The organism is Arthrobacter sp. FW305-BF8 (assembly GCF_021789315.1).
Classification (GTDB): domain Bacteria; phylum Actinomycetota; class Actinomycetes; order Actinomycetales; family Micrococcaceae; genus Arthrobacter.
Genome location: NZ_CP084561.1, coordinates 3,066,745 through 3,088,280, shown reverse-complemented (window position 1 = coordinate 3,088,280; position 21,536 = coordinate 3,066,745). Strand labels below are relative to the sequence as shown.

The window sequence follows — 21,536 nt, the reverse complement described above, 5'->3', positions numbered from 1 at the left end:
GCCGGTCAGCTGGGGGCCGTGACGGGGTTGGAAAGCTCTCCGATCCCGCCCACCCGGCAGGTGACGGTGTCGCCCGGCTGGATGCCAGCGCTCGCCGCCGGGAACCCGGTGAGCACCAGGTCGCCGGGATGCAGGGTCATGAATGACGTCAGGTAGACCAGGATCTCATCCACCTTCCAGCCCAGGTCCGCGGTGCTGGCCGTGGGCAGTTCGGTACCGTTATGGACGACGCCGACAGGCAGGTCCGCATGGTCCAGTCCGGTCACGATCCAGGGGCCGGCCGGCGTGAAGGTGTCCTGGCTCTTGGCGCTCAGCCAGAGCTCGTCGGACTTTTGCAGCTTGCGCGCGGTGACGTCGTTGCCGATGGTGTAGCCCAGAACCGCCGTCCGCGCGCTGCCGAGGGTCAGGTTTTTCACTGTCCGGCCGACGACGACGGCCAGTTCCGCCTCCGGCTCCACCAGTCCGATTCCCGCCGGCAGTTCAATCGGCTCGCCCGGGCCGATCACGCTGGTGGCCGCCTTGTGGAAGGCCTGCGCGGGAAGGTTCCGGCCGGCCTGCCCCGTGTTGTGTGCCATCCCGAGGACGTTGGCCGGGACGCTCGGTGCCAGGAACGTGAAACTGTCTTCGGGAACCTCAGCTCCGGGTTCCCATCCCTTGCGGTGGGCGCTGCCGGCATTGGCGCGCGAGCCGGGGAACGGCGACTCTACTACTGTCCAGGTCCGGCCGGCGATGCCCGCGAAGTCCGCGGCGTCGTTGGCCACGAAGAACTGTTCGGAAAGCTGTCCTTTGTCCGAGTCTGTCCCCGGGGCTGAGGACGGGGACGACGACGGGGCAGGGGCGAGGGGGCGGACGCGGGCGATCCGCCGCGGAAAAGCTGGGGTCATTGAGCCATCGTATGTGCCCTGTGCGTATGTGTCCTGTGAAGAATTCCTGCGGAGCGGCCCCGAACTACGTGACGTCAGTACAGCTCGCCGACGGGGATCTCCACGGCCAGCCGGTTGGCGGGGCCGGCGAGCGGGCAGGCCCAGGCCTCGTTGTAGGCACACGAGGGGTTGTAGGCGAAGTTGAAGTCCAGCACGTACTGGGCGTCGGGCCCGGAGCCGCGGACGCCATGGAACGCGCCCTTGATGGTGTCCAGAAGGTAGCGGCCGGCACCATAGCTTCCGCCGGGCTTTCCGGCGGTGGCGTCGCGGAACGGAACGAAGATCCCGCCGCCGTAGCCCATCAGTTTCCACACGGCCAGCTGCCCCATCTCGGGAAGGTCGAATGTTCCCAGCCGGACAAACCTGACCAGCCCGTCCGTCCCAGTTTCCACGGTCATTTCCCGCCCGGCCCCTTCCTTGGTCAGGGGTACGTAAAAGCGGTAGATGGGATCATAGTCCGCCGTTTTGAGCCCGTAGAAGGACGCCTTGGCCTCGGCCGTCAGGGCCGACGCAGCATGAGTGCCGAACATGCGGTCGCGCTCCTGGCGCCAGTAGGCGTGCGCTTCCTCGGGGCTGTCCGCGGCGATCTTGCGCACAGTGTCATAGAGGGCGAAGGTCCGCAGCCGCCAGTCGGCAATGTCGACGGCGGACATGCCCGCCAGGGTCTGCTCGGCTGCGTCCAGCTCATGTTCGGCCATGACCTCAGCCTAGTTGCTAATTCACGGTCGAAACGCTGGCGGGCATCCCCGGGTCGGGCCCGGCGTCCGGGCTAGGCTGGAGCCATGACAGGGATCACGGCCTCTGGACGCACGGGCATCGCCGCCGTCGTGCTGTTGACTGCAGGACTGATCGCCGGCTGCAGCAGCGACGGCAAGGGCGCGCCCGTCTGGACAGTGGAGCCTGGCACGAGCCCGGCTGCCGGGGCGGCGTCGGGTTCCGCGAGCCCCACCGGCACTGCATCGGGCAGTGCCTCGGCCTCGCCCGGCGCCACGGCAGCGGCTTGGAAGGTCTTCACCGACCCTGCCAAGACCGTGAGCTTCGAGCTTCCGCAGGACTGGATTGCCCAGTCGGTGGAACCGGACAAGGGAACCCTTCCCGGCGCGGTGAAGATCGAGGTCAAGGACGCGGAAGGCGGCTATCTGGCCACCTTGCAGACGGGCCTGCCGGAGGCATCGGCAGCAACGTGTGCCGCCTCCGCCCGCAAATCCTACGTCGTCGTCAGCAGTGTCCCCGTCGAGCTGCCGCACAGCGGCGGGCGGGGGACCATCGACCCGCACGTGGTGTTCAGGGTGATCCAGGGTTACCGCTACTTCGGCTCCTACGGGATCACCAACCTGGTGGGCGGCGCCGATTCCAAGGCCTGCCAGTTGCAGAACGTGGTGCAGGGCCTGGCCGGCAAGGGGAACTACGCGTTCAGCGACGTGCGCTCCCTGAAGGCGTTCGCCCCGGATGAAAGGGTGGCCCCGGCCAAGGCCTTCGACACCCTTGACCAGGCCGCCGGCTATGTCAACGAGGGCTCCGAATTCGCCAATGTCCAGCGGATGCTAATGTCTCTGAAGATCAAGAACTAGTCCCGCTGCGCCTCCGGCATCCCCCGCCCGCAGCCGCGACTGGCTGACGCCGCCTCACACCCCGGAGACCCATGGAACGAACTGTTGCTGCCCGCCTGGTATTCAAGACCGTGGCCGACACCAAGGTGGCAATGGCCATCTCCGTGGCGAGGAACGCCGGCTACACGTCCTTCGAGGAAAACCTCAGCGTGACGGCGGGCGGGGAACAGGTTCCGCTGACTGAGCTTTCGGACCACCACGGCGGCAGGTTCCACTACATGGAGTTCGCCGAGCCCACGGAGGTCACGGTGGATTACTCCGCGACCGTCGGAGGCCGGGCCGAACCTGAGGATGCCGCGCTGATGGAGCTGATCCGCTACGTCCGGCCCAGCCGCTACGCGGAGTCCGACCGGCTGCTCCCCACATCGTATGCGGAGTTCGGCGGACTCCAGGGCGAGGAGCTCCTGCACGCCGTCCGCAACTGGGTGTTCAACGAACTGCGCTACGTCAGCGGCTCCTCCCGGGGAACCGACGGCGCCGTGGAGACCCTCCTGAACCGGCGGGGCGTCTGCCGGGACTATGCGCACCTGGCCATCTCGCTGCTGCGCGCCAAGAACGTGCCTGCCAGGCTGGCGGCCGTCTATGCGCCGGGCCTTTCCCCGATGGACTTCCACGCCGTGGCCGAGGCCCATATCAACGGGGCGTGGCACGTGATCGACCCCACCGGCCTCGCGCCCAGGGAGGCCATGCTGCGCATCACGGCCGGGCGCGACTCCTCGGACACAGCCTTCCTGTCCACCGTGGGCGGCAGCCTCTCCCTCCGGGAAATCCGGGTTATGGCCACGGTGGACGGCGAGCTGCCGGCGGAGGATCCGGACAAGCTGGCCTTCATCCGCTGACCGGAACTATCCGCTTAACTGGCGTCCCGGCGTCGGCCGTCCGACGGCGGCGCCGCCTGCCGTCCCGCTGCCGGGACGGCAGTGACTAACGGGACGGCAGCGACGCGCGCAGCTTCTCCGTGAGCCGCAGCAGTTCCCGCTGCTCTGCCGCCGTCAGTGCCGGGCCAACGAGCTCGGCGATGTCCCGCACGTGCTCCCGGCCGATCTCCTTCTGCAGCGCGGCGCCCTCCTCGGTGAGTTTGAGCAACACGCCCCGGCCGTCGTCCGGCGCCGGCGTGCGTTCCACGAGGCCTCGTTTCTCCAGCCGGTCCACCAGCCTGCTCAGGCTGGACTGGCTCAGGAGCACGTTGTCGTTCAGTTCGTTCAGGCGCAGCCAGCCTGACGGGCACCGCGACAGTGTGAACAGCACGTCATACTCGTTCACCGCCAGGTCCCGGAAAGCGGGGCCGGACTGCAGCCGCCGCATCACGGCCACCTGGGCGCGGAACAGCGACTCCCAGGTTTCGGCGGCCAGCCGGACTGTGGACATCGACGGCCCCGACGTCCCCGACGCTGTCCGGGGTGTCATCGCGTCTCCGTCGGGGAGGCAGCGGTTTCTTCGGCTGCGATCCGTGCGGCAACGCGTCCGGCGTGCGTGGGCGGAGCCGGGATGTGCGCCGGCGTGCGGTCTGCGTACTCCTTGCGCAGGACCGGCAGGACTTCCTCGCCGAACAGGTCCAGCTGCTCCAGGACGGTCTTCAGCGGCAGCCCTGCGTGGTCGATCAGGAACAGCTGGCGCTGGTAGTCACCGAAGAACTCGCGGAACGTGAGGGTCTTCTCGATGACCTCCTGGGGGCTGCCGACGGTCAGCGGCGTCTGGGACGTGAAGTCTTCCAGTGACGGGCCGTGGCCGTAGACGGGGGCGTTGTCGAAGTACGGCCGGAACTCCTTCACGGCGTCCTGGGAGTTCTTCCTCATGAAGAACTGCCCGCCCAGCCCCACGATGGCCTGGTCCGCCTTGCCGTGGCCGTAGTGCTCGTAGCGCTCGCGGTAGAGGCTGATCAGCTGCTGGTAGTGCTCCTTGGGCCAGAAGATGTTGTTCGCGAAGAACCCGTCGCCGTAGTAGGCAGCCACTTCCGCGATCTGTGGGCTGCGGATGGAGCCGTGCCACACAAAGGGGGACACGCCGTCGAGCGGGCGCGGGGTGGAGGTGAAGTTCTGCAGCGGCGTGCGGAACTTTCCGGACCAGTTGACGGTGTCCTCATCCCACAGCTTGCGCAGCAGGCTGTAGTTCTCGATGGCGAGCTCGATCCCGTCCTGGATGTTCTTGCCGAACCAGGGGTAGACCGGGGCCGTGTTGCCGCGGCCCAGCACCAGGTCCACGCGGCCGTCGGCGAGGTGCTGCAGCATGGCGAAGTCCTCGGCGATCTTGACCGGATCGTTCGTGGTGATCAGAGTGGTGGCGGTGGACAGCGTGATGCGCTCGGTCTGCGCGGCGATGTACGCGAGCGTGGTGGTGGGGGAGGAGGAGAAGAACGGCCGGTTGTGGTGCTCACCGATGGCGTAGACGTCCATGCCGATTTCTTCGACCTTCTTGGCGATCGCCACGGATGCCTTGATGCGCTCGTGCTCGGTGGGGGTCCGGCCCGTGGTGGGGTCCTGGGTGATGTCGCTGACGCTGAATACGCCGATCTGCATGATGAGCCTTCCGTTCGCCGAGGTTGTTCGGGCCTGTGTTAACAGTGTACCCGATTTCCATGCATTTGCATGTACTGCCCTCAACGTCTTCAGCGTCAGGTTATTCCCGGCCTTCCCAACTGAGTAGCAGTTCAGGGCGTTCCCAGCGCCGGGAACGTCCTGAACTGCTACTCAGATGGGGACCAGCCACGCGCCAGGAGCGCCAAGCGGACCTTCGGACGGCCGCCCGCGCGTTGCTCTCCATGTGCGCCTTCCCGATCCGCACCAGAATCCAGCCCGCGGCCGCGAAATCCTCGTCGCGGCTGATATCCCTCAGCACCTGAGCCGGATCCGAATGGCCTTCACCGTCGTATTCCACCGCCACACGGAACTCCGGGTAGGAAAGGTCGGGTTGGCGCACGACGCCGCCAACCAGCGTTACAGGGACGTTGACGTCAGCTTCGGGAAGGCGACGGCGGGCCAAGGCAAGCCGGAGCCGTGTCTCGGGGGCAGAATCCGCGCCGACGCGCGCCTGTTCCAGTGCCGGTCGGGCCTTCCTGATCCCGGGCGTTCCTTTGTGCCTGTCCAACATGTCGGCGAGTTCGTCGCTGGTGGCATGGGCTGCGGACCTACCCTCGAATTCGGGGCGGGGACGGCGCAGGAGGTGGTCAGCCACCACCGTCAGCTCGTCGACACTCATCCGCCGTGCGATGTCCAGCCACGTCCGGGCCCTGCTGGTCACGAACACCCCGTAGAGTTCCACGACTTCGTCCGGAAAGAACTGCCCGCGGTGGCCCACCACACCCCGGCGCCGGGTGATACTAACCGCATCCGGACGGGAAATGTGGATGCCCGGCCTGTCGGCGCCCGGGAGAAAGCCGGGGAACTCCCACAGCAGGAACGCCGTGGCGTGTGACGCGGCCGAAAGGCGGGCCACCAGCGTGTGCGGCCTGGCCAACTGTGCAAGCTGCACCAGGCACTCGGGGCTGGTGCCGGCTCCCGAAGGCATCCGGATGCCCCGGCTGGGAGTCACGAGGCCGCCGTTCTTCAGCCGGGCCCGGGTAACTCCGGCGTTGAGCGCCTCATCCACGGTGAAGGCCACGGCCGAGAGATGCTCCGGCAACGGGCTCGGATATTTCATGGCCCCATCGTGCCAAAAACGAGAGGCGGGATTTGGGTTATCCACAGGGCGCGCGGCAGGCACGTGATCTAGGTAGCAGCAGAGGGCGTTCCCAGCGCTGGGAACGCCCTCTGCTGCTACCTAGTTGGGTGGGGAGGAGAAGTGGGGAGGCGCCGGGTTATTCGGGGGAGCCGGGGGCGGCACGCCGTCCGCTGAGCTTGGGCACCATGCCGGTGGTCCAGTCCGCGAACTCGGCGTCGACGTCGTCTTCGGCGGGGGAAAATCCGGGACGCTGCTTGAGCTGGCGCATGAGCTCCTTTTTCTCCTTCCGCCCCTCCACCAGCCGGTAGAGGACGGGGACGAGCACCAGCGTCAGCGCGGTGGAGGACACCAGGCCGCCGATCACCACGATGGCCAGCGGCTGCGAAATGAACCCGCCGCCGCCCGTCATGCCCAGGGCCATGGGGGTCAGCGCGAAGACCGTGGCCAGCGCGGTCATGAGGATGGGCCGGAGTCGCTGCCGGGCGCCGTGGGTGATGGCGTCGGCAACGCTCATCCCCGGATTGCCGCCGCGCGGATTCCGGTACTGGTTGATCAGGTCGATCAGCACAATCGCGTTGGTCACCACGATGCCAACGAGCATCAGCATGCCGATCAGCGACGGCAGCCCCAGGGGGACCCGCGTGACAAGAAGCAGGGCAACCGCTCCGGTGGCGGCGAACGGCACCGAAACGAGGAGGATCAGCGGCTGCACCAGGGACTTGAACGTCGCCACCATGATCACGTAGACGATGGCGATGGCGGCCAGCAGTGCGAGGCCGAGCTGCCGGAAGGACTCCGCCTGCTGGGTGGTGGCGCCGCCGATCGCCGCGGTCACCCCGGCGGGAAGGTCCACGGCTTTGAGCCGCTGCTGCACCTCCGCGCTGACGGCTCCCAGGTTGGATCCCGACGGCGTGACGGACACCTGCGCGGTCCGCTGGCCGTTGCTGGAGGTGATGGAGACCGGGACGTCGACCTGTTCGACGGCGGCAATCCGGCTGAGCGGGACCGCGCCGGAAGCGGTGGGGAGCGGGATGTCGCGGACGGCGGCGATGCTGGTGAAGCGTTTTCCTTCGCCGATCTGGACCGGGAAATCGTCCGTGTCGATGCGCACGGTGCCTGCGGGGACGGGGCTGATGGTGGAGGCGAGGACGCCCGCCACCTGCTCTTCGGTCAGGCCGGCGGCAACGGCCTTGGCCCGGTCAACCTTCACCTGTACCACGGGCTGGCTGGCAGCCAGGTTGGTGGTCACCTCACTGCTTCCGGGCACTCCGGTCAATGCCTTGACCATGGAGTCGCTGGCCTTCCTTAGATCTTCGGAGGTGGCAGCCTTCAGGGTGACGTCCACGGTGGAGGACGTCCCGAAGCCTCCCTGCTGGGAACCGACGGAGATCTTGCCGGCAGCACCTGCCGCCGCCAGTTCGCTGCGGACGGTCTCCTGCAGCTTGCCCTGGTTTGCCTTCTCTTCGGTGACCACGGTGAAAGAGGAGTTGGAGGCGCCCGAGGACGTCAGCGCGGTGAAGCCCGCCTGCGCGTTGCCGGAGGTCACCTGGACGTCCCTGATGCCGTCGATGCCAAGGAGCACGTCCTCGACCTTCCGGGCCGCGGCGCTGGTGTCCTCGAGGCTCGTGCCGGCGGGCAGTTCCTGCTTGACCGTCATGCTGTTCTCGCCTGAGCGTCCCAGCAGGTCGGTGGCGAGCAGTGGCGTCATTGCAGCGGTCCCCCCGAGGACCAGGACCGCGGCGATGAGGGTGAGCACGGGGTGCTTCTGGGTCTTGGTCAGGACGGGAAGGTAGCCGCGCTGCAGGAGGCTGCGCTGCTCGGCCTCGTGTGCCTGTGCCTGGACTTCCCGGGCGGAGCGCGGGGCCTCGCCGGCACCGTTGGCGGGGCTCTTCAGGAACCAGTACGCGAGCACGGGAACGATGGTCAGCGACACCAGGAGCGAGGAGAGCAGCGCAATGGTGACCGTCAGGGCGAACGGCCGGAACAGTTCCCCCGTGAGTTCGCCGACGAAGGCGATCGGGAGGAAGACAGCCACTGTCGTCAGTGTGGAGGCGGTGATGGCGCCGGCCACCTCGCGGATGGACGTGAGGATCGCGGTGAGCTTGGCTTCGCCGTAGCTCAGGTGCCGCTTGATGTTCTCGATCACCACGATCGAGTCATCAACTACCCGGCCGATGGCGATGGTCAGCGCCCCGAGCGTGAGGATGTTCAGCGAATACCCCGTGCCGGACAGGCCGATGAAGGTGATGAGCAGAGAGAGCGGAATGGAGACGGCGGTGACCAGGGTGGAGCGGACGGACATCAGGAACAGCAGAATGATGGCCACTGCGAAACCGAGGCCCAGGAGGCCCTCCGTGGTGAGGTCCTTGATGGACTTCTCGATAAAGGGCGCCTGGTCGAAGACGGGGGTGAACTTGGCGTTCGAGCCAAGCTCCGCCTCGAGCTGGGGCACCAGATCCTTCACCGCGTGCGAGATCGCCACGGTGTCGCCCTCGGGTTTCTTCGTCACGGAAATGGCCAGTGTTTCGAGGCCGTTCGTCCGGGTGATGGAGGTGCGCACGTCATCCTGAATGCTGACGTCGGCTACGGAACCGATGGTGGTGCCGGCTGTGGCGCCGGTGAGCGGCAGGGACTTCACCGCGGCCACCGAGTCGACCGGGCTGCCGATCTGCAGGGAGAGGCTTTGGCCCTTCTCCTCGATCGTGCCCGCCGGAACGAGATCGCCGTTGTTGGTCAGGGCGTCCCGGACCGCCTGGATGCTGGCACCGCCGGCGGCCATGCTGGCCGCGTTCGGCTGGATCAGGATGTGCCGGTTGGCGCCGCCCGTCACGTCGGCGCCGCGGACGCCGTCGAGCTTTTGCAGCCGCGGTACCGACAGCCGCTGAAGGTCCGTGTTCAGCTCGCTCAGCGGCTTGTCGGAGGAGACGGCGAGGAAGACGATCGGGAAGTCGCTGATGCTGCCGGCGATAGCCTGGGGCTGGACGTCGTCCGGGAGCGTACGCTTCGCGTTGGAGATCGCCCGGTCGATCTGGTTCCGGGCCCGGTCCAGGTTGGAACCGTAGGTGAACACCAGGCTGATCTGCGAGACGCCGTTGCGGGAGGTGGACGACGTCGACTCCAGGCCTTCGACGCCGTTCAGCGCCGTCTCCAGCGGACGGCTGACCTGTTTGTCCACCACCTCGGGGGACGCCCCGGGCATCGACGTGATCACCGTGATCCTCGGGAACTCAACCGAGGGTATGAGTTCCTGCTTCAGCGAGGACATGGTGATCACGCCGAAAACCGAGGCGAAGATGGTGATCAGCGCGATGAGCGCGCGGTTCCCGAGGGATAGTTGGGCCAGCCGGAACATCGCATGCTCTCCTGGGTTGACGGACTGTTTGCCTTCGGTGGTGCCTGCCGCAACCCGCGCCGGTCAGCGCTGGAGGGTCACCGCTGGACTGCGGGCGATGCTTCCAGCTGGAGGCTCTTGGCGGTGGCCTTCTCGAGCTCCGCCGCCAGCTCCGGGTTTTCGTTGAGCTTGACGCCGTAGCCCGGCATCATTTCCTTGAGCTTGGACTGCCAGCCCTTGAAGTTCTTGGGGAAGGACTTCTGCAGGAGCTCGATCATGATGGGCACGGCCGTGGAGGCTCCCGGTGAAGCGCCGAGGAGGGCGCCGACGGAACCGTCGCGGGCGGCGATCACCTCGGTGCCGAACTGCAGCACACCGCCCTTCTTCGGATCCTTCTTGATGATCTGCACGCGCTGGCCGGCGGTTATGAGTTCCCAGTCGCCGTCCTTGGCCTCGGGGTAGTACTCGCGCAGCGCCTCCACCTTGTCACCGTGGCGCTTGGCCACTTCTTTGACCAGGTAGGCGGTCAGGTCCATGTTGTCCTTGGCCACGGCGAGCATCGGGATGATGTTGCTCGGCCGAATGGACAGCGGGAGATCGAGGTAGCTGCCGTTCTTCAGGAAGTTCGTCGAGAAGCCGGCGTACGGGCCGAACAGGAGGGAGCGCTTGCCGTTGACGTAGCGCGTGTCCAGGTGCGGCACGGACATCGGCGGTGCGCCGACGGACGCCTGGCCGTAAACCTTGGCGTTGTGCTGGGACGCCAGGGACGGGTCCGTGCAGCGGAAGAACTGGCCGGAAACCGGGAACCCCCCGAAGCCCTTGCTTTCTGGGATGCCGGAAGCCTGCAGCAGGTGCAGCGCTCCGCCGCCCGCGCCGACGAAGACGAACTTGGCCCGGATGCTGCCGCGCTCACCGGAAGCGGGGTGCTTGAGCGAAAGGTCCCAGCCGCCGTCGGACGCCCTGCGGAGATCGGTGACGTCGTGGCCGTAGTTGATTTCGACCCCGTTGTTGGCAAGGTATCCGGTCAGCTCGCGGGTCAGGGCACCGAAGTCGACATCGGTGCCTTCGGCGGCGCGGGTGGCCGCGACGCGCTGCTTCGTGTCGCGGCCCTTGACGATCAGCGGCGCCCACTTGGCGATCTGCGCGAAGTCCTCGGAGAACTCCATGCTCCGGAACAGGGTGTGCTCCTTGAGCGCGTTGTACCGGGTCTTGAGGAAGGTGGAGTTGTCGTCGCCAATGACGAAACTCATGTGCGGAACCGTGTTGATGAAGCCCTTGGGCGAGCCGATCAGGGAGTTGTCCACCAGATGGGACCAGAACTGGCGGGACAGCTGGTACTGCTCGTTGATGTGCAGGGCCTTGGCAGGATTGACAGAGCCGTCCTTGGCTGCGGGGGAGTAATTAAGCTCACACAGCGCGGCGTGCCCCGTGCCGGCGTTGTTCCACGGTCCTGAACTCTCCAGGCCGGCCTCGTCGAGCCGCTCGAACAGCGAGACGGTCCAGTTGGGTTCGAGCTGCTTGATGAACGCACCCAGCGTGGCGCTCATGATGCCGCCGCCAATCAGGACGACGTCGGCATGTTGGGTCTTGGAAATGAAGGTCACAATCAGTCTCCCGTAGGCGGCTCTGGCTGTCACAGAATATCCCTGTACCGCCCTCTAACTGAAATTGCGCCCCGGCGTCAAGGCCTCAGCTGGACCTTCGTGAAAACTTCATTTAATACCGGCGAAGCAGGATAGCTGATCACCCGGTCGGACAGGGCCAGTGCGGAGATCGGGAAAGCGATGGGGACGGCGGGCAGGGACTCCGCGATCTGGGCGTTGATGGTCTGGTACTGCTGCGTGCGTTCCTGGCCGTCCGGAAGCCCGCGGGCGCGGTCGATCTTGGAGAACACCTGCGGGTCCTGGTAGCCGAACTCGCCGTTCTTCTCGCCGAAGAGCGGGGCGAGGAAGTTGTCGGCGTCGGAATAGGAGCCGTTCCAGCCGAGCAGGTGCAGGGCATGGTCGCCGGGGTTCTGCACCTTCTGCAGGTAGCCGTCCGTCCAGTCCACGGGGACGGGCTGGATGTTCAGGCCCACCGCCGTGAGCTGCCGGCTGATCTCCGCATAAACCTTTTCCGGGGTGGGCAGGTACGGCCGGGTGACGTTCATGGGGTAGTAGAACTTCAGGGCCTGGCCCTTGTAGCCGGCCTCTGCCAGGAGTTCCTTCGCCTTGCGGGGGTCGTAGCCGAGTGCGGGTGCGTTGTTGTTGAACCCGCTCAGCTTGGGCGGAACGAACTGCGAAGCCTGGGCGGTGTTGTCGATGAAGAAGCGCCTGATCAGCGTGTCCTTGTCGATGGCCAGCTCGATGGCCTGGCGGACCTTGAGGTCCTTCAGTACCGGAATTGCCTGGTTCATGCCGAGATACATCACCGAGAACGGGTCCCGCTGGATGATCTGCTTGCCGCGCTTGACCAGCTGGTCGAAGTTTCCCACCGTCACGGAGTCATAGCCGTCGATCCTGCCGTCCAGCAGGGCTTGCAGCCGCGTCTGCGGGTGGTCATAGGTGACGAATTTGAGCGTGGCGATCTGTCCCCGGGTGCCCCAGTACTCCTTGTTGTCCGTGAGTGTGACCCCCGCGCTGTCCCAGGCGGAGAAGCGGAAGGGTCCGGTGCCCACGGGATGGGTGGCGTAAGCGGAAAGTGCCTGGCTGCCGCGCCGCAGGCTGGGCTGATCGGCCTTCCCGGCGGCGAGTGCCTTGGGGGAGGAGATGGCAAACGCGGGAAGCGTCAGGGCCTGCAGGAACCCGGTGAAGCGTTCCGTGAGGCTGATCCGCACGCGCAGCGCCGACAGGGCGGTGCAGGATTTGAAAACGGACAGCTCCGGATGGTCGGCGTGCTCCTTGAAGACCCCTTTGAAGGTGGTTCCCGGAGCCTGCTTCCGAAGGGCCTCGGAAAAGTTGAACCAGCGGTCGAAGTTGGTGCAGACGGCGTCGGCGTTGAAAGGGGAACCGTCGTGAAACCTGATGCCTGGGCGGAGGGTGAAGGTATAGGCCTGGCCGTCCGGCGATTCCGTCCACTGCGTTGCCAGCAGTGGCGTAGGCTCGCCCGTCGTTTGGTCGACGCCCACCAGCCCTTCCAGGATCTGCCGGGTGACCCGCTGCGATTCGACGTCGTTGGCCAGGGCGGGGTCCAGGCCCAGAGGCTGCGAGGCCGTGCCGAACGTGAAGGTTTCTGAAGGGGCAGCGGCTGCCGTCGTGGTGCTTGCCGCAGCGGACGACGGCGTGGGCTGGGCTTCGCTCGTGCAGGAAGTGAGCGACAGGCCCAGAAGGACGGCGCCGGTCTTGAGGGCCGTACGGCGCGGGATACTGCTGCTGGGCACTCGAATACCACCTCTGGACTGCTGGGGTGCGCGTGGGCGGCTGTTGCCCGCCACCCAGTCTAATTGACGGATCGCGGACCCCTGGCTTATGCGTGAGCCAGGACACGCCGGGGGCCGGAGCAGCAAAAGGCCGCGGTCCGCACTGTCGGGTGCGAACCGCGGCCTCTGCCCGGGACGACCCCCGGATCAGGCCCAGCGCCTACTTGGGCATCAGCACCGAGTCCACGAGGTAAACGGTGGCGTTCGCCGTCTGGACGCCGCCGCAGATCACGTTGGCGCCGTCCACCTTGAGGGCATCCTTGGTCCCGGTCACGGTTACCGATCCGCCCTGCACGGTCTTGTGCGTGCCCACGATCTTGTCCGGGGTGACCTGGCCGGGGACCACGTGGTACGTGAGGATCTTGCTCAGCAGGGCATCGTCCTTCTTGAGGGTCTCGATCGTTGCGGCATCCACTTTGGCGAAAGCATCGTCAACGGGCGCGAACACCGTGAACTCGCTGCCGTTCAGGGTGTCGACGAGGTTGACCTTGGGGTTCAGCTTGCCGGAGACAGCGGCTGTCAGGGTCTTCAGCAACGGGTTGTTCGAGGCTGCGACGGCCACGGGGTCCAGGGCCATGCCTGCGACGGAACCCTTGCCGCTGGGGACCTGCTTGGCGTAGTCGGTACAACCCGGACCAGCGAGGTTGGCCGCCGGATCCATGGCCGCCGTCGCGGTCTCTGACGGTGACGGCGCCATGCTGGAAGCAGACGGCTCGGCGGCGGCCGACGAGCTGCTGGTCGTGCCTGCGGAGCCGCCGCATGCGGTGAGGCTCAGCAGGGCTGCGGCTGCAATGCCTGCGACGGTGAAGGTTGAGCGCTTGAAAGACTGCATTTCGATTCTCCTTAGTTGTGCCGACGAACGGGATTGGAGGGGCTGCGGAGCCCTCCGGTGATCCTTTTCCGACTGGGTGGGGCACCGGCCTGTAGTTCCAGGCTTGGGCGGTGTCTCACTGGGTATTCGCCTGGCCGGCAGCAGCGGATGGGTGAACCGCGAAAAAATTTCTGGCGGTCTTTTAAACGAGGAAATCCCGGGCCGTAACCCGGGATTTCCTACTCTTTAGTTTTGTGCGCAAGGGGGGACTTGAACCCCCACGCCCGAAGGCACAGGAACCTAAATCCTGCGTGTCTGCCAATTTCACCACTCGCGCCCGGCTCCGCGCGCTGCCCTGCCTGCTGTCACCAGCAGGAAGACGTACGACGGCGGATGCCAGCCTCAATTGTACCGTCACCTGTGCGGTCCTCGCCGCAGGTGAGGCCTTGGTGGTTAGGCGCCGGGTTGACCGACCTCTTCGAGCTTCAGGTCCTTGCGCAGCTTGGCGACGTGCCCGGTGGCCCGGACGTTGTACTGGGCCACAGCGACTTTGCCGTCCTCGTCCACCACCACGGTGGAACGGATGAGGCCCTCGTAAGTCCGGCCGTAGTTCTTCTTCTCGCCCCACGCGGCGTATGCCTCGGCAACGGCGTGGTCTTCGTCCGACAGGAGGGGAAAGGTGAGGCCCTCGGCGTCGGAAAAGCTGGCCAGCTTGCCCACCGGGTCGGGTGAGATCCCCAGCACTTCGTAGCCGGCAGCCTGAAGGGATGCCAGGCTGTCCCGGAAGTCGCAGGCCTGTTTGGTGCATCCGGGCGTGGCGGCGGCCGGGTAGAAATAAACGATGGTGTTCCGGCCGCGGAAGTCGCTGAGGCTGACGTCTGCTCCCGTTGCGTCCTTCAGTGTGAAGCCGGGGGCAGTGTCGCCCGCCGTAAGTTTTTCAGCCAACGTTGTCTCCTTGTTTTCGTGCAGGACATTCCAGCTTAGTGAGGCGTCGTCCCGGGTACTAATCAGGCTTAGTTATACTTGGTGGTATGCCTGATATGGATCGCTGGCCCACAGGGCGTCTCTTGTCCACGGCGGCCCGCCTCGTAGAGCACTCCTGGAACGAGAAGCTGGGTGCCATTGGCCTGACCCATGCCGGCGTCATCGCCATCGAGGTGCTCTACAACAGCGGTCCCATGACGCAGGCGCAGCTTGCCCAGCTTGTGCGGGTGCAGGCCCAGACCATGGGCAAGACGCTGAGCCGCCTCGAGTCGCACGGGCACATCGTGCGCCAGCGCAGCACGTCGGACCGGCGCAGCCACGTCGTATCGCTGACGGAGCGTGGCACCGAAGCCGTCATGGCTGCAGCAGACATGGAGCGGTCGGTCCTGGCCGCGGCCTCCATCGACCCGGACCGGCTCCGCCAGGAACTCCAGGCCGTGGTCCGGGAGCTGGCCAAGCGCTTCGCATCGCCTGAGACCAACGCCATCGTGGCCGGAGCTGACGCCGGGCTGACCGTCGAGGCAAATTCCTAGGTCGAGTCAAGTTCCTGCACCGGCGACTACCCGCCGGCGGCGGGGGCCGCCGTGGTCCTGCGCGCAACCAGGTGCGGGGTCCGGACAACATGCCCGGGCGGCTGCGTTCCCTCAATCCGGGCCACGGCGCGGTCCACGGCTGCTGCCGCAAGAAGCGGAGCGTCCTGGCTGATCGAAGACAGCTGCACATAGCTGAGCCGCGCGAACTGGCTGTCGTCGTAGCCCAGCACTGACACATCTGCCGGGACCTTCAGGCCCTGCGCCCGGAGACTCTCGATGAGTCCCAGGGCTGACCTGTCGTTGAAGGCAATGACGGCCGTCGGCATGTCCGGGCCGAGGGCATTGCCGGCAGTCATTCCGTCTTCCTCCATTGCACCGCCAGCAATGATGGCCGGCTCCAGGCCGCGGCGTTCCATCTCCGCCCGGAAGGCGGACCGGCGCGGTTCGGCGGAGACCGCGGTGCCGCCGTCTACATGGACGATCCGCCGGTGCCCCAGGGACACAAGGTGTTCCACCGCCATCCGGATGCCCTCGTCATCGTCACTGCTCACCGAATCGGTGAGTTCGCCGACGTCGTTGCGGAGCAGGCTCACCACCGGCACCTGGCCGGCGTACCGGGCCAGTTCGTCGCTACTGAGCGTGGGCGAGATCAGGATCAGCGCCTCGGACCCGAAATCCAGCAGGGCCTCGATGGTCCGGTCCTCTGGCCTGCCACTGGTGACACCGCCCAGTGCGAGTTCGTAGCCCTTGGCGCTGGCCTCGGCGTACGCGGCGTCCACAATTTCGGCGTGAAACGCGTGGCCCGTCGAGAAGCTGAGGCCCAGGAGTTTGGTCCGGGTGCTGCGCAGCAGCCGGGCACGGCTGTCGGGCCGGTAGCCGAGTTCGCGTGCGGCGTCCAGCACTTTCTGCCTTGTGGCAACGGCTGCGCCGGGGGCGCCGCGCATCACGATGGAAACCAGGGCCCGCGATACGCCGGCCGCGTGGGCTACGTCCACGAGGGTGGGGCGCCGTTGCTGTTCAGACATGTGCCTCCTTGCTGCCAGCAGTCTATAGAACGATCTAGACAGATGGCTAAAAACTGTGCCACGATCATGCCACTAGAACGATCTAGATGCCCTGAGAAGAGGATTGCAACATGACCTACGTCCAGCAAACGGCCGGCGACAACCGCCCCGTCCGCCTCGGCCTGATTGGAGCCGGCTGGATCGGCGCCTTCCACGCCGAGTCAGTGGCCCGCCGGATTCCCAATGCACGGCTGGATGCCATCGCTGACCCTGCTCTTCCCGCCGCCGAGGCACTGGCAGGCAAGCTCGGGGTTGCCAGAATCACCTCAGATCCGGCGGACGTGATCGGCGACCCGGACATTGACGCGGTCCTGGTGGCATCGCCGGCAAAGTTCCACTCAGGTCTCATCGCAGCTGCGGCCCGGGCCGGGAAAGACGTGTTCTGCGAAAAACCGGGCGGCCGCACCGTCGAAGAACTGGATGAGGCACTGGCCGCCGCGGACGCCGCCGGGGTCAACGTCCAGTTTGGCTTCAACCGGCGCTTCGCGGCGGACTTCGCCGCCGCCAGGAGACTCATCGACGACGGCGCCGTGGGCACCCCGCAGCTGCTGCGCTCCCTCACCCGGGACCCGGGCACCGCGGCCGGAATCTCGTCCCCGGAGCGGATCGCGCCCGGAACGATCTTCCTGGAGACGCTGATCCATGACTTCGACACCCTGAACTGGCTGAACCCGGGAGCGGTTCCGGTGAAGGTGCATGCAGTGGCTGACGCCCTGGTGGCGCCGGAAGCGAAAGCCGGGGGGCTGCTGGACACGGCGGTGGTCACGGTGACCTACAGCAACGGGGCCATCGCAGTGGCCGAAGCCAACTTCAACGCCCTCTATGGCTATGACGTGAGGGGTGAGGTGTTCGGATCCGCCGGCATGGTCGCCGTCGGCGGGCCGCAGGCATCCAGTGCCGTGAGCTACACCGCCGCGGGCATTGCCTCGGACACCGTGCGGCTGAACATCCACCTCTTCCACGACGCCTACACCGCTGAACTCGCCCGCTTCGTCGAGGGCGTTGCGGCCCGCCGGGCCGGACGCGCAGCGGGAGCGGCTGTTCCGGGCGGCGTCGATGCCCGCAATGCGCTCGCCGTGGCACTGGCGGCGATCCGGTCGCATGAGAGCGGCCTCCCGGTGGACGTTTCGGCTGTGGCGCACCTGCAGGCGGCCGAGCCCGAGCTGCAGCCCACCGAACTGCATCTCACAGGGCAGCACTCCGCAGGGCTGCACTCCACAGGACAAGGCGCATGACCTTCCGGCTGGCAGCATGCGCGGAAATGATCTACGGCGAGTTGCCCCTCGTCGAACGGGTACAGCGCATTCATGGGCAGGGGTTCGAGGTGGAACTCTGGGACACACGGAACCGGGACATTTCAGCGCTCGCCGCGACGGGTGCCCGCTTCTCCTCCATGAGCGGTTACTTCGGCGGCAGCCTCATTGACCCGGACAGCGCGGACCGGGTCGTTGAATCGGCGGAGAAACTCATTCCCACCGCGTTGGAGCTGGGTGTCGAGCGCATGGTGGTGCACCCGGCGGAACTCGGCGACGGCGGGGTTGCCGTGCGGCCCCTTCACCGCTCCACCGGCCAGATGTGGCTGACCGGCCTCCGCACCCTGGAGCGGCTGGGCCGGCTCGGTGAGCGGCATGGTGTGGTCTTTGCACTTGAGAACCTCAACACGGTCCTGGACCACCCGGGCATACCGTTGGCGCGGGCCAAGGACACCCTGGCGCTGGTGTCCGCAGCCGACCACCCGCACGTAAGGATGATGCTGGATCTCTACCATGCCCAGATCGGCGAGGGAAACCTGATTGAACTTGTTCGCGGGGCTCAGCCGTGGATCGGGGAAATTCAGGTGGCCGATGTCCCGGGCCGCTTCGAGCCCGGAACGGGGGAGGTCAACTACAGTGCCGTCGCCAAGGCGCTTGCCGACGTCGGCTACTCGGGCGTCATTGGCCTTGAGGCCGCTGCGTCGGGCGGTTCAGGAGTCGCCGCAGGGGACAAGGCTCTGGCGGCCTTCCGGCACGCCTTCACGGGCGAGTAGGTCAGCAGCAAAACTAATATCGTCCTAATGTTAGGACAAAGATTGACAACTGTGACTCGAGTCACGATGATCAGAGATATCAACATTCCGGCCGGTGAGGCGTGGCACGGCCGGAACCCGAATCAAAGGAGATTTTCGGTGAAGAAATTTTCATGGCGGAGGGCGGCGCTGGTAGCCGTCGTCGTGCCGATGATGGCGCTGAGCGCCTGTTCGTCCAGCGGTGGCAGGCCGGAGGAGAACGCAAACGCCGGAGGCGGCGGGCAGGCTGCGTCGACGCCGCGGATCAAGGTCGCGCTCATCACGCATGCCGCTCCCGGAGACACTTTCTGGGACATCGTCCGCAAGGGAGCTGAGGAAGCCGCCGCAAAGGACAACGTTGAGCTGCTCTACACCTCGGACCCCGAAGGCGGCCGCCAGGCCCAGCTGATCCAGCAGGCCGTGGACCAGAAGGTGGACGGCATCGCTGTGACCCTGGCCAAGCCGGACGCCCTGAAAGACGCCCTGAAGAAGGCAACCGACGCCGGCATCCCCGTGGTGAGCCTCAACGCCGGTGAATCCGTTTTCGCCCAGCTCGGGGCGTTCACGCACTTCGGCTCCAATGAGAAACTCGCCGGTGAAGCAGTGGGTGACAAGCTCAACTCCCTCGGACTCAAGCACCCCGTCTGCGTTATCCAGGAGCAGGGCCACGTCGGCCTGGAAGCCCGCTGTGCTGGCGTGAAGTCCAAGGTTCCGGCCACCGAGATCCTGTACGTGCAGGGCACTGACATGACCCAGGTGTCCTCCACAGTGACCGCCAAACTGCAGGCCACCGCTGATGCCGACGTCATCATCGGGCTGGGTGCGCCCTACACGCTCACCATCCTTAAAGCGGTGACCACGGCCGGCAGCAAAGCCAAGGTGGCCTCCTTCGACATGAACGCCGAACTCGCCCAGAAGATCGCCGACGGCACCGTTGAATTCACCGTTGACCAGCAGCCCTGGCTGCAGGGCTACGGCTCGGTGGACGCGCTGTGGCAGGCCAAGCGCGGCGGCTTCAAGCTCGGCGGCGGGCAGCCTGTCCTGACCGGCCCCACCATCGTGGACAAGGCCGGCGCAGCCAACGCCCTCACCTTCGCCCAGCAGGGTATCCGCTAGCAGTCCGCCAGCCCGGCCCGGCGGAAACGCCGGACCGGGCAGCAAGGAGCATTCCAATGACCATGACCCAGACAATTTCCAAACCGGCGGTGACCGACGAACGTGTCGGCAGGCGCAATCCATTGCAGAAGCTGCTTGGCCGTCCCGAGGTGGGCGCCCTTGTGGGAGCCATCGTCCTCTTCATATTCTTTGCTGCGGTGTCCCAGACCTTTACCCAGCCGAACGCGTTCGCCACCGTGCTCTACGGATCCTCGACCATCGGCATCATGGCGGTGGGGGTATCGCTGCTGATGATTGGCGGCGAGTTCGACCTGTCCACCGGCGTCGCGGTCATCAGTTCCGCGCTCACGGCGTCGATGTTCAGCTGGTACTTCAGCATGAACGTCTGGGTCGGTGTGATCCTGGCGCTTGTGGTGTCGCTGAGCATCGGTTTCATCAACGGCTGGATCCTCATGAAGACCAAGCTCCCCAGCTTCATCGTCACGCTCGCCACGTTCCTGATGTTGACCGGCCTGAACCTGGGCCTGACACGCATGATCGGCGGCGGCGTCTCATCACCGTCCATCTCCAACATGGACGGCTATGAGTCCGCGCAGGCCATCTTCTCCTCGTCGGTGAACATCGGCGGCGTGGACGTGAAGAACACCGTCTTCATCTGGATCGCCCTGGTTGCCATCGCCTCCTGGGTGCTGCTTCGCACGAAGGTGGGCAACTGGATCTTCGCCGTCGGCGGCGACGCCAACGCCGCCCGTGCCGTGGGCGTTCCCGTCAAGGCGACCAAGATCGGCCTGTTCATGGCCGTGGGCTTCTGCGGCTGGATCCTGGGCATGCACAACCTGTTCGCATTCGACGCCGTCCAGTCCGGCGAGGGCGTTGGCAACGAATTCCTGTACATCATCGCCGCCGTGATCGGTGGGTGCCTGCTGACCGGAGGCTACGGATCCGCAGTGGGCGGCGCGATCGGCGCCTTCATCTTCGGCATGGCCAACAAGGGCATCGTGTACGCGCAGTGGAACCCGGACTGGTTCAAGTTCTTCCTCGGCCTGATGCTGCTCCTTGCCACCATCGTGAACCTGATCGTCAAGCGCCGCGCAGACTCAAGTAAGGGCTGAACACCATGGACGCCAAACAAATCGACCAGCAGGAACTCCTCCGGGACGAGAAGGATCCGCTGACCCACACCCCGGTGCACCTGCTCTCACTGGACAGCGTGGGCAAGCACTACGGCAACATCGTCGCCCTCACGGACGTCACGATGGCTGTGGACAACGGCAGGGTGACCTGCGTGCTCGGGGACAACGGTGCGGGCAAGTCCACGCTGATCAAGATCATCGCCGGCCTGCACCAGCACGATGAAGGTGTCCTCCACATCATGGGCGAGGAGCGGAAATTCGATTCGCCCCGTGACGCCCTGGATGCCGGCATCGCCACCGTCTACCAGGACCTCGCAGTCGTTCCCCTGATGCCCATCTGGCGCAACTTCTTCCTCGGCTCCGAGCTGACCACGGGTTTCGGTCCCTTCAAGCGCATGGACGTCCAGGCCATGAAGGACATCACCAAGAAGGAACTCGCGGACATGGGGATCGACCTGCGCGATGTCGAGCAGCCCATCGGCCAGCTCTCCGGCGGTGAACGCCAGTGCGTCGCGATCGCCCGCGCCGTGTACTTCGGCGCGAAGGTCCTGATCCTGGACGAGCCCACCGCCGCTTTGGGGGTGAAGCAGTCCGGCGTCGTGCTGCGCTACATCCTGCAGGCACGCGACCGCGGACTGGGCGTCATCTTCATCACCCACAACCCCCACCATGCCTTCCCCGTCGGAGACCGGTTCCTGCTGCTCAAGCGCGGCAGGTCGATTGGCTACTACGACAAGAAGGACATCACCCTCGACGAACTCACCGCCCAGATGGCAGGCGGCGCCGAACTGGCCGAACTGGCCCACGAACTCGAACAGCTCGGCGGCCACGGGGACGTCGTCAAGCAGGTCCAGGCCGAGGTCGCCGGCGTGACTGACTCCACTGCCGACACCAGCCGGGCATCGGGGTAGGGGAGCCGTGACAAGCAGCAGC

General features: G+C 66.1%; 19 protein-coding genes and 1 tRNA gene. 8 read left to right on the top strand and 12 right to left on the bottom strand.

The genetic code is table 11. The features are described 5' to 3' along the window. Positions 1-5: 5 nt before the first annotated feature. A complete protein-coding gene (locus LFT45_RS13860; protein ID WP_236803893.1) occupies positions 6-884 on the bottom strand; it encodes a fumarylacetoacetate hydrolase family protein in 879 nt (292 codons plus the stop codon). A gap of 74 nt (positions 885-958) precedes the next feature. Continuing rightward, positions 959-1,621: a DUF1684 domain-containing protein gene (locus LFT45_RS13855; protein ID WP_236803891.1), complete on the bottom strand. Its 663-nt coding sequence runs from the start codon at positions 1,619-1,621 to the stop codon at positions 959-961. Positions 1,622-1,705: 84 nt separating this feature from the next. Between LFT45_RS13855 and LFT45_RS13850 the strand changes: the two genes are divergently transcribed. Next, positions 1,706-2,494 (top strand): hypothetical protein, encoded by a 789-nt coding sequence (locus LFT45_RS13850; protein ID WP_236803889.1) that lies wholly within the window; start codon positions 1,706-1,708, stop codon positions 2,492-2,494. A gap of 71 nt (positions 2,495-2,565) precedes the next feature. Next, positions 2,566-3,372 carry a transglutaminase-like domain-containing protein gene (locus LFT45_RS13845; RefSeq protein ID WP_236803887.1) on the top strand — a complete coding sequence of 269 codons (807 nt, stop codon included), beginning with the start codon at positions 2,566-2,568 and terminating at the stop codon, positions 3,370-3,372. Between the two features lie 85 nt (positions 3,373-3,457). Here the strand turns inward: LFT45_RS13845 and LFT45_RS13840 are convergent, their stop codons facing one another. From LFT45_RS13840 to bcp, 9 genes are all read right to left on the bottom strand, one after another. Then, positions 3,458-3,940 carry a MarR family winged helix-turn-helix transcriptional regulator gene (locus LFT45_RS13840; RefSeq protein WP_236803885.1) on the bottom strand — a complete coding sequence of 161 codons (483 nt, stop codon included), beginning with the start codon at positions 3,938-3,940 and terminating at the stop codon, positions 3,458-3,460. Beyond that, positions 3,937-5,049: an LLM class flavin-dependent oxidoreductase gene (locus LFT45_RS13835; protein ID WP_236803883.1), complete on the bottom strand. Its 1,113-nt coding sequence runs from the start codon at positions 5,047-5,049 to the stop codon at positions 3,937-3,939. Before LFT45_RS13835 ends, LFT45_RS13840 begins: the two co-directional genes overlap by 4 nt. A gap of 100 nt (positions 5,050-5,149) precedes the next feature. Beyond that, the gene (locus LFT45_RS13830; RefSeq protein ID WP_236803882.1) at positions 5,150-6,169 is read right to left on the bottom strand and encodes a hypothetical protein; all 1,020 of its coding nucleotides are present in this window, start codon (positions 6,167-6,169) and stop codon (positions 5,150-5,152) included. A gap of 157 nt (positions 6,170-6,326) precedes the next feature. Beyond that, positions 6,327-9,542 (bottom strand): efflux RND transporter permease subunit, encoded by a 3,216-nt coding sequence (locus LFT45_RS13825; protein WP_236803880.1) that lies wholly within the window; start codon positions 9,540-9,542, stop codon positions 6,327-6,329. Positions 9,543-9,619: 77 nt separating this feature from the next. After that, positions 9,620-11,125 (bottom strand): malate:quinone oxidoreductase, encoded by a 1,506-nt coding sequence (locus LFT45_RS13820; protein WP_236809352.1) that lies wholly within the window; start codon positions 11,123-11,125, stop codon positions 9,620-9,622. A 77-nt stretch (positions 11,126-11,202) separates the two neighbouring features. Further along, positions 11,203-12,879, bottom strand: coding sequence for an ABC transporter substrate-binding protein (locus LFT45_RS13815; RefSeq protein WP_236803878.1), 1,677 nt, complete (start codon positions 12,877-12,879; stop codon positions 11,203-11,205). A 199-nt stretch (positions 12,880-13,078) separates the two neighbouring features. After that, entirely contained in the window at positions 13,079-13,750 is a 672-nt protein-coding gene (locus tag LFT45_RS13810; protein ID WP_236803876.1) for a fasciclin domain-containing protein, read from the bottom strand. 234 nt (positions 13,751-13,984) lie between these two features. Continuing rightward, positions 13,985-14,066: transfer RNA gene (locus LFT45_RS13805), tRNA-Leu, on the bottom strand. A gap of 116 nt (positions 14,067-14,182) precedes the next feature. Continuing rightward, the gene (gene bcp, locus LFT45_RS13800) at positions 14,183-14,674 is read right to left on the bottom strand and encodes a thioredoxin-dependent thiol peroxidase (RefSeq protein ID WP_236803874.1); all 492 of its coding nucleotides are present in this window, start codon (positions 14,672-14,674) and stop codon (positions 14,183-14,185) included. An 86-nt stretch (positions 14,675-14,760) separates the two neighbouring features. On the opposite strand from bcp, the gene LFT45_RS13795 reads away from it, so the two are divergent. Then, positions 14,761-15,246 carry a MarR family winged helix-turn-helix transcriptional regulator gene (locus LFT45_RS13795; protein ID WP_236803872.1) on the top strand — a complete coding sequence of 162 codons (486 nt, stop codon included), beginning with the start codon at positions 14,761-14,763 and terminating at the stop codon, positions 15,244-15,246. 26 nt (positions 15,247-15,272) lie between these two features. Here LFT45_RS13795 and LFT45_RS13790 read toward each other — a convergent pair whose 3' ends face one another. Beyond that, positions 15,273-16,271, bottom strand: coding sequence for a LacI family DNA-binding transcriptional regulator (locus LFT45_RS13790; RefSeq protein WP_236803870.1), 999 nt, complete (start codon positions 16,269-16,271; stop codon positions 15,273-15,275). A 110-nt stretch (positions 16,272-16,381) separates the two neighbouring features. Here LFT45_RS13790 and LFT45_RS13785 point away from each other — a divergent pair, with 110 nt between their 5' ends. The 5 genes from LFT45_RS13785 to LFT45_RS13765 all read left to right on the top strand — a co-directional run bounded on the left by LFT45_RS13785 (position 16,382) and on the right by LFT45_RS13765 (position 21,514). Beyond that, positions 16,382-17,545: a Gfo/Idh/MocA family oxidoreductase gene (locus LFT45_RS13785; protein ID WP_236803868.1), complete on the top strand. Its 1,164-nt coding sequence runs from the start codon at positions 16,382-16,384 to the stop codon at positions 17,543-17,545. After that, positions 17,542-18,336 (top strand): TIM barrel protein, encoded by a 795-nt coding sequence (locus LFT45_RS13780; RefSeq protein ID WP_236803866.1) that lies wholly within the window; start codon positions 17,542-17,544, stop codon positions 18,334-18,336. The genes LFT45_RS13785 and LFT45_RS13780 overlap by 4 nt, the downstream gene beginning before the upstream one ends. A 138-nt stretch (positions 18,337-18,474) precedes the next feature. Continuing rightward, entirely contained in the window at positions 18,475-19,470 is a 996-nt protein-coding gene (locus LFT45_RS13775; RefSeq protein ID WP_236803864.1) for a substrate-binding domain-containing protein, read from the top strand. Between the two features lie 56 nt (positions 19,471-19,526). Next, the gene (locus LFT45_RS13770) at positions 19,527-20,582 is read left to right on the top strand and encodes an ABC transporter permease (RefSeq protein ID WP_236803862.1); all 1,056 of its coding nucleotides are present in this window, start codon (positions 19,527-19,529) and stop codon (positions 20,580-20,582) included. Between the two features lie 5 nt (positions 20,583-20,587). Next, positions 20,588-21,514 (top strand): ATP-binding cassette domain-containing protein, encoded by a 927-nt coding sequence (locus LFT45_RS13765; protein ID WP_236803860.1) that lies wholly within the window; start codon positions 20,588-20,590, stop codon positions 21,512-21,514. The last annotated feature ends 22 nt before the right edge of the window (positions 21,515-21,536 follow it).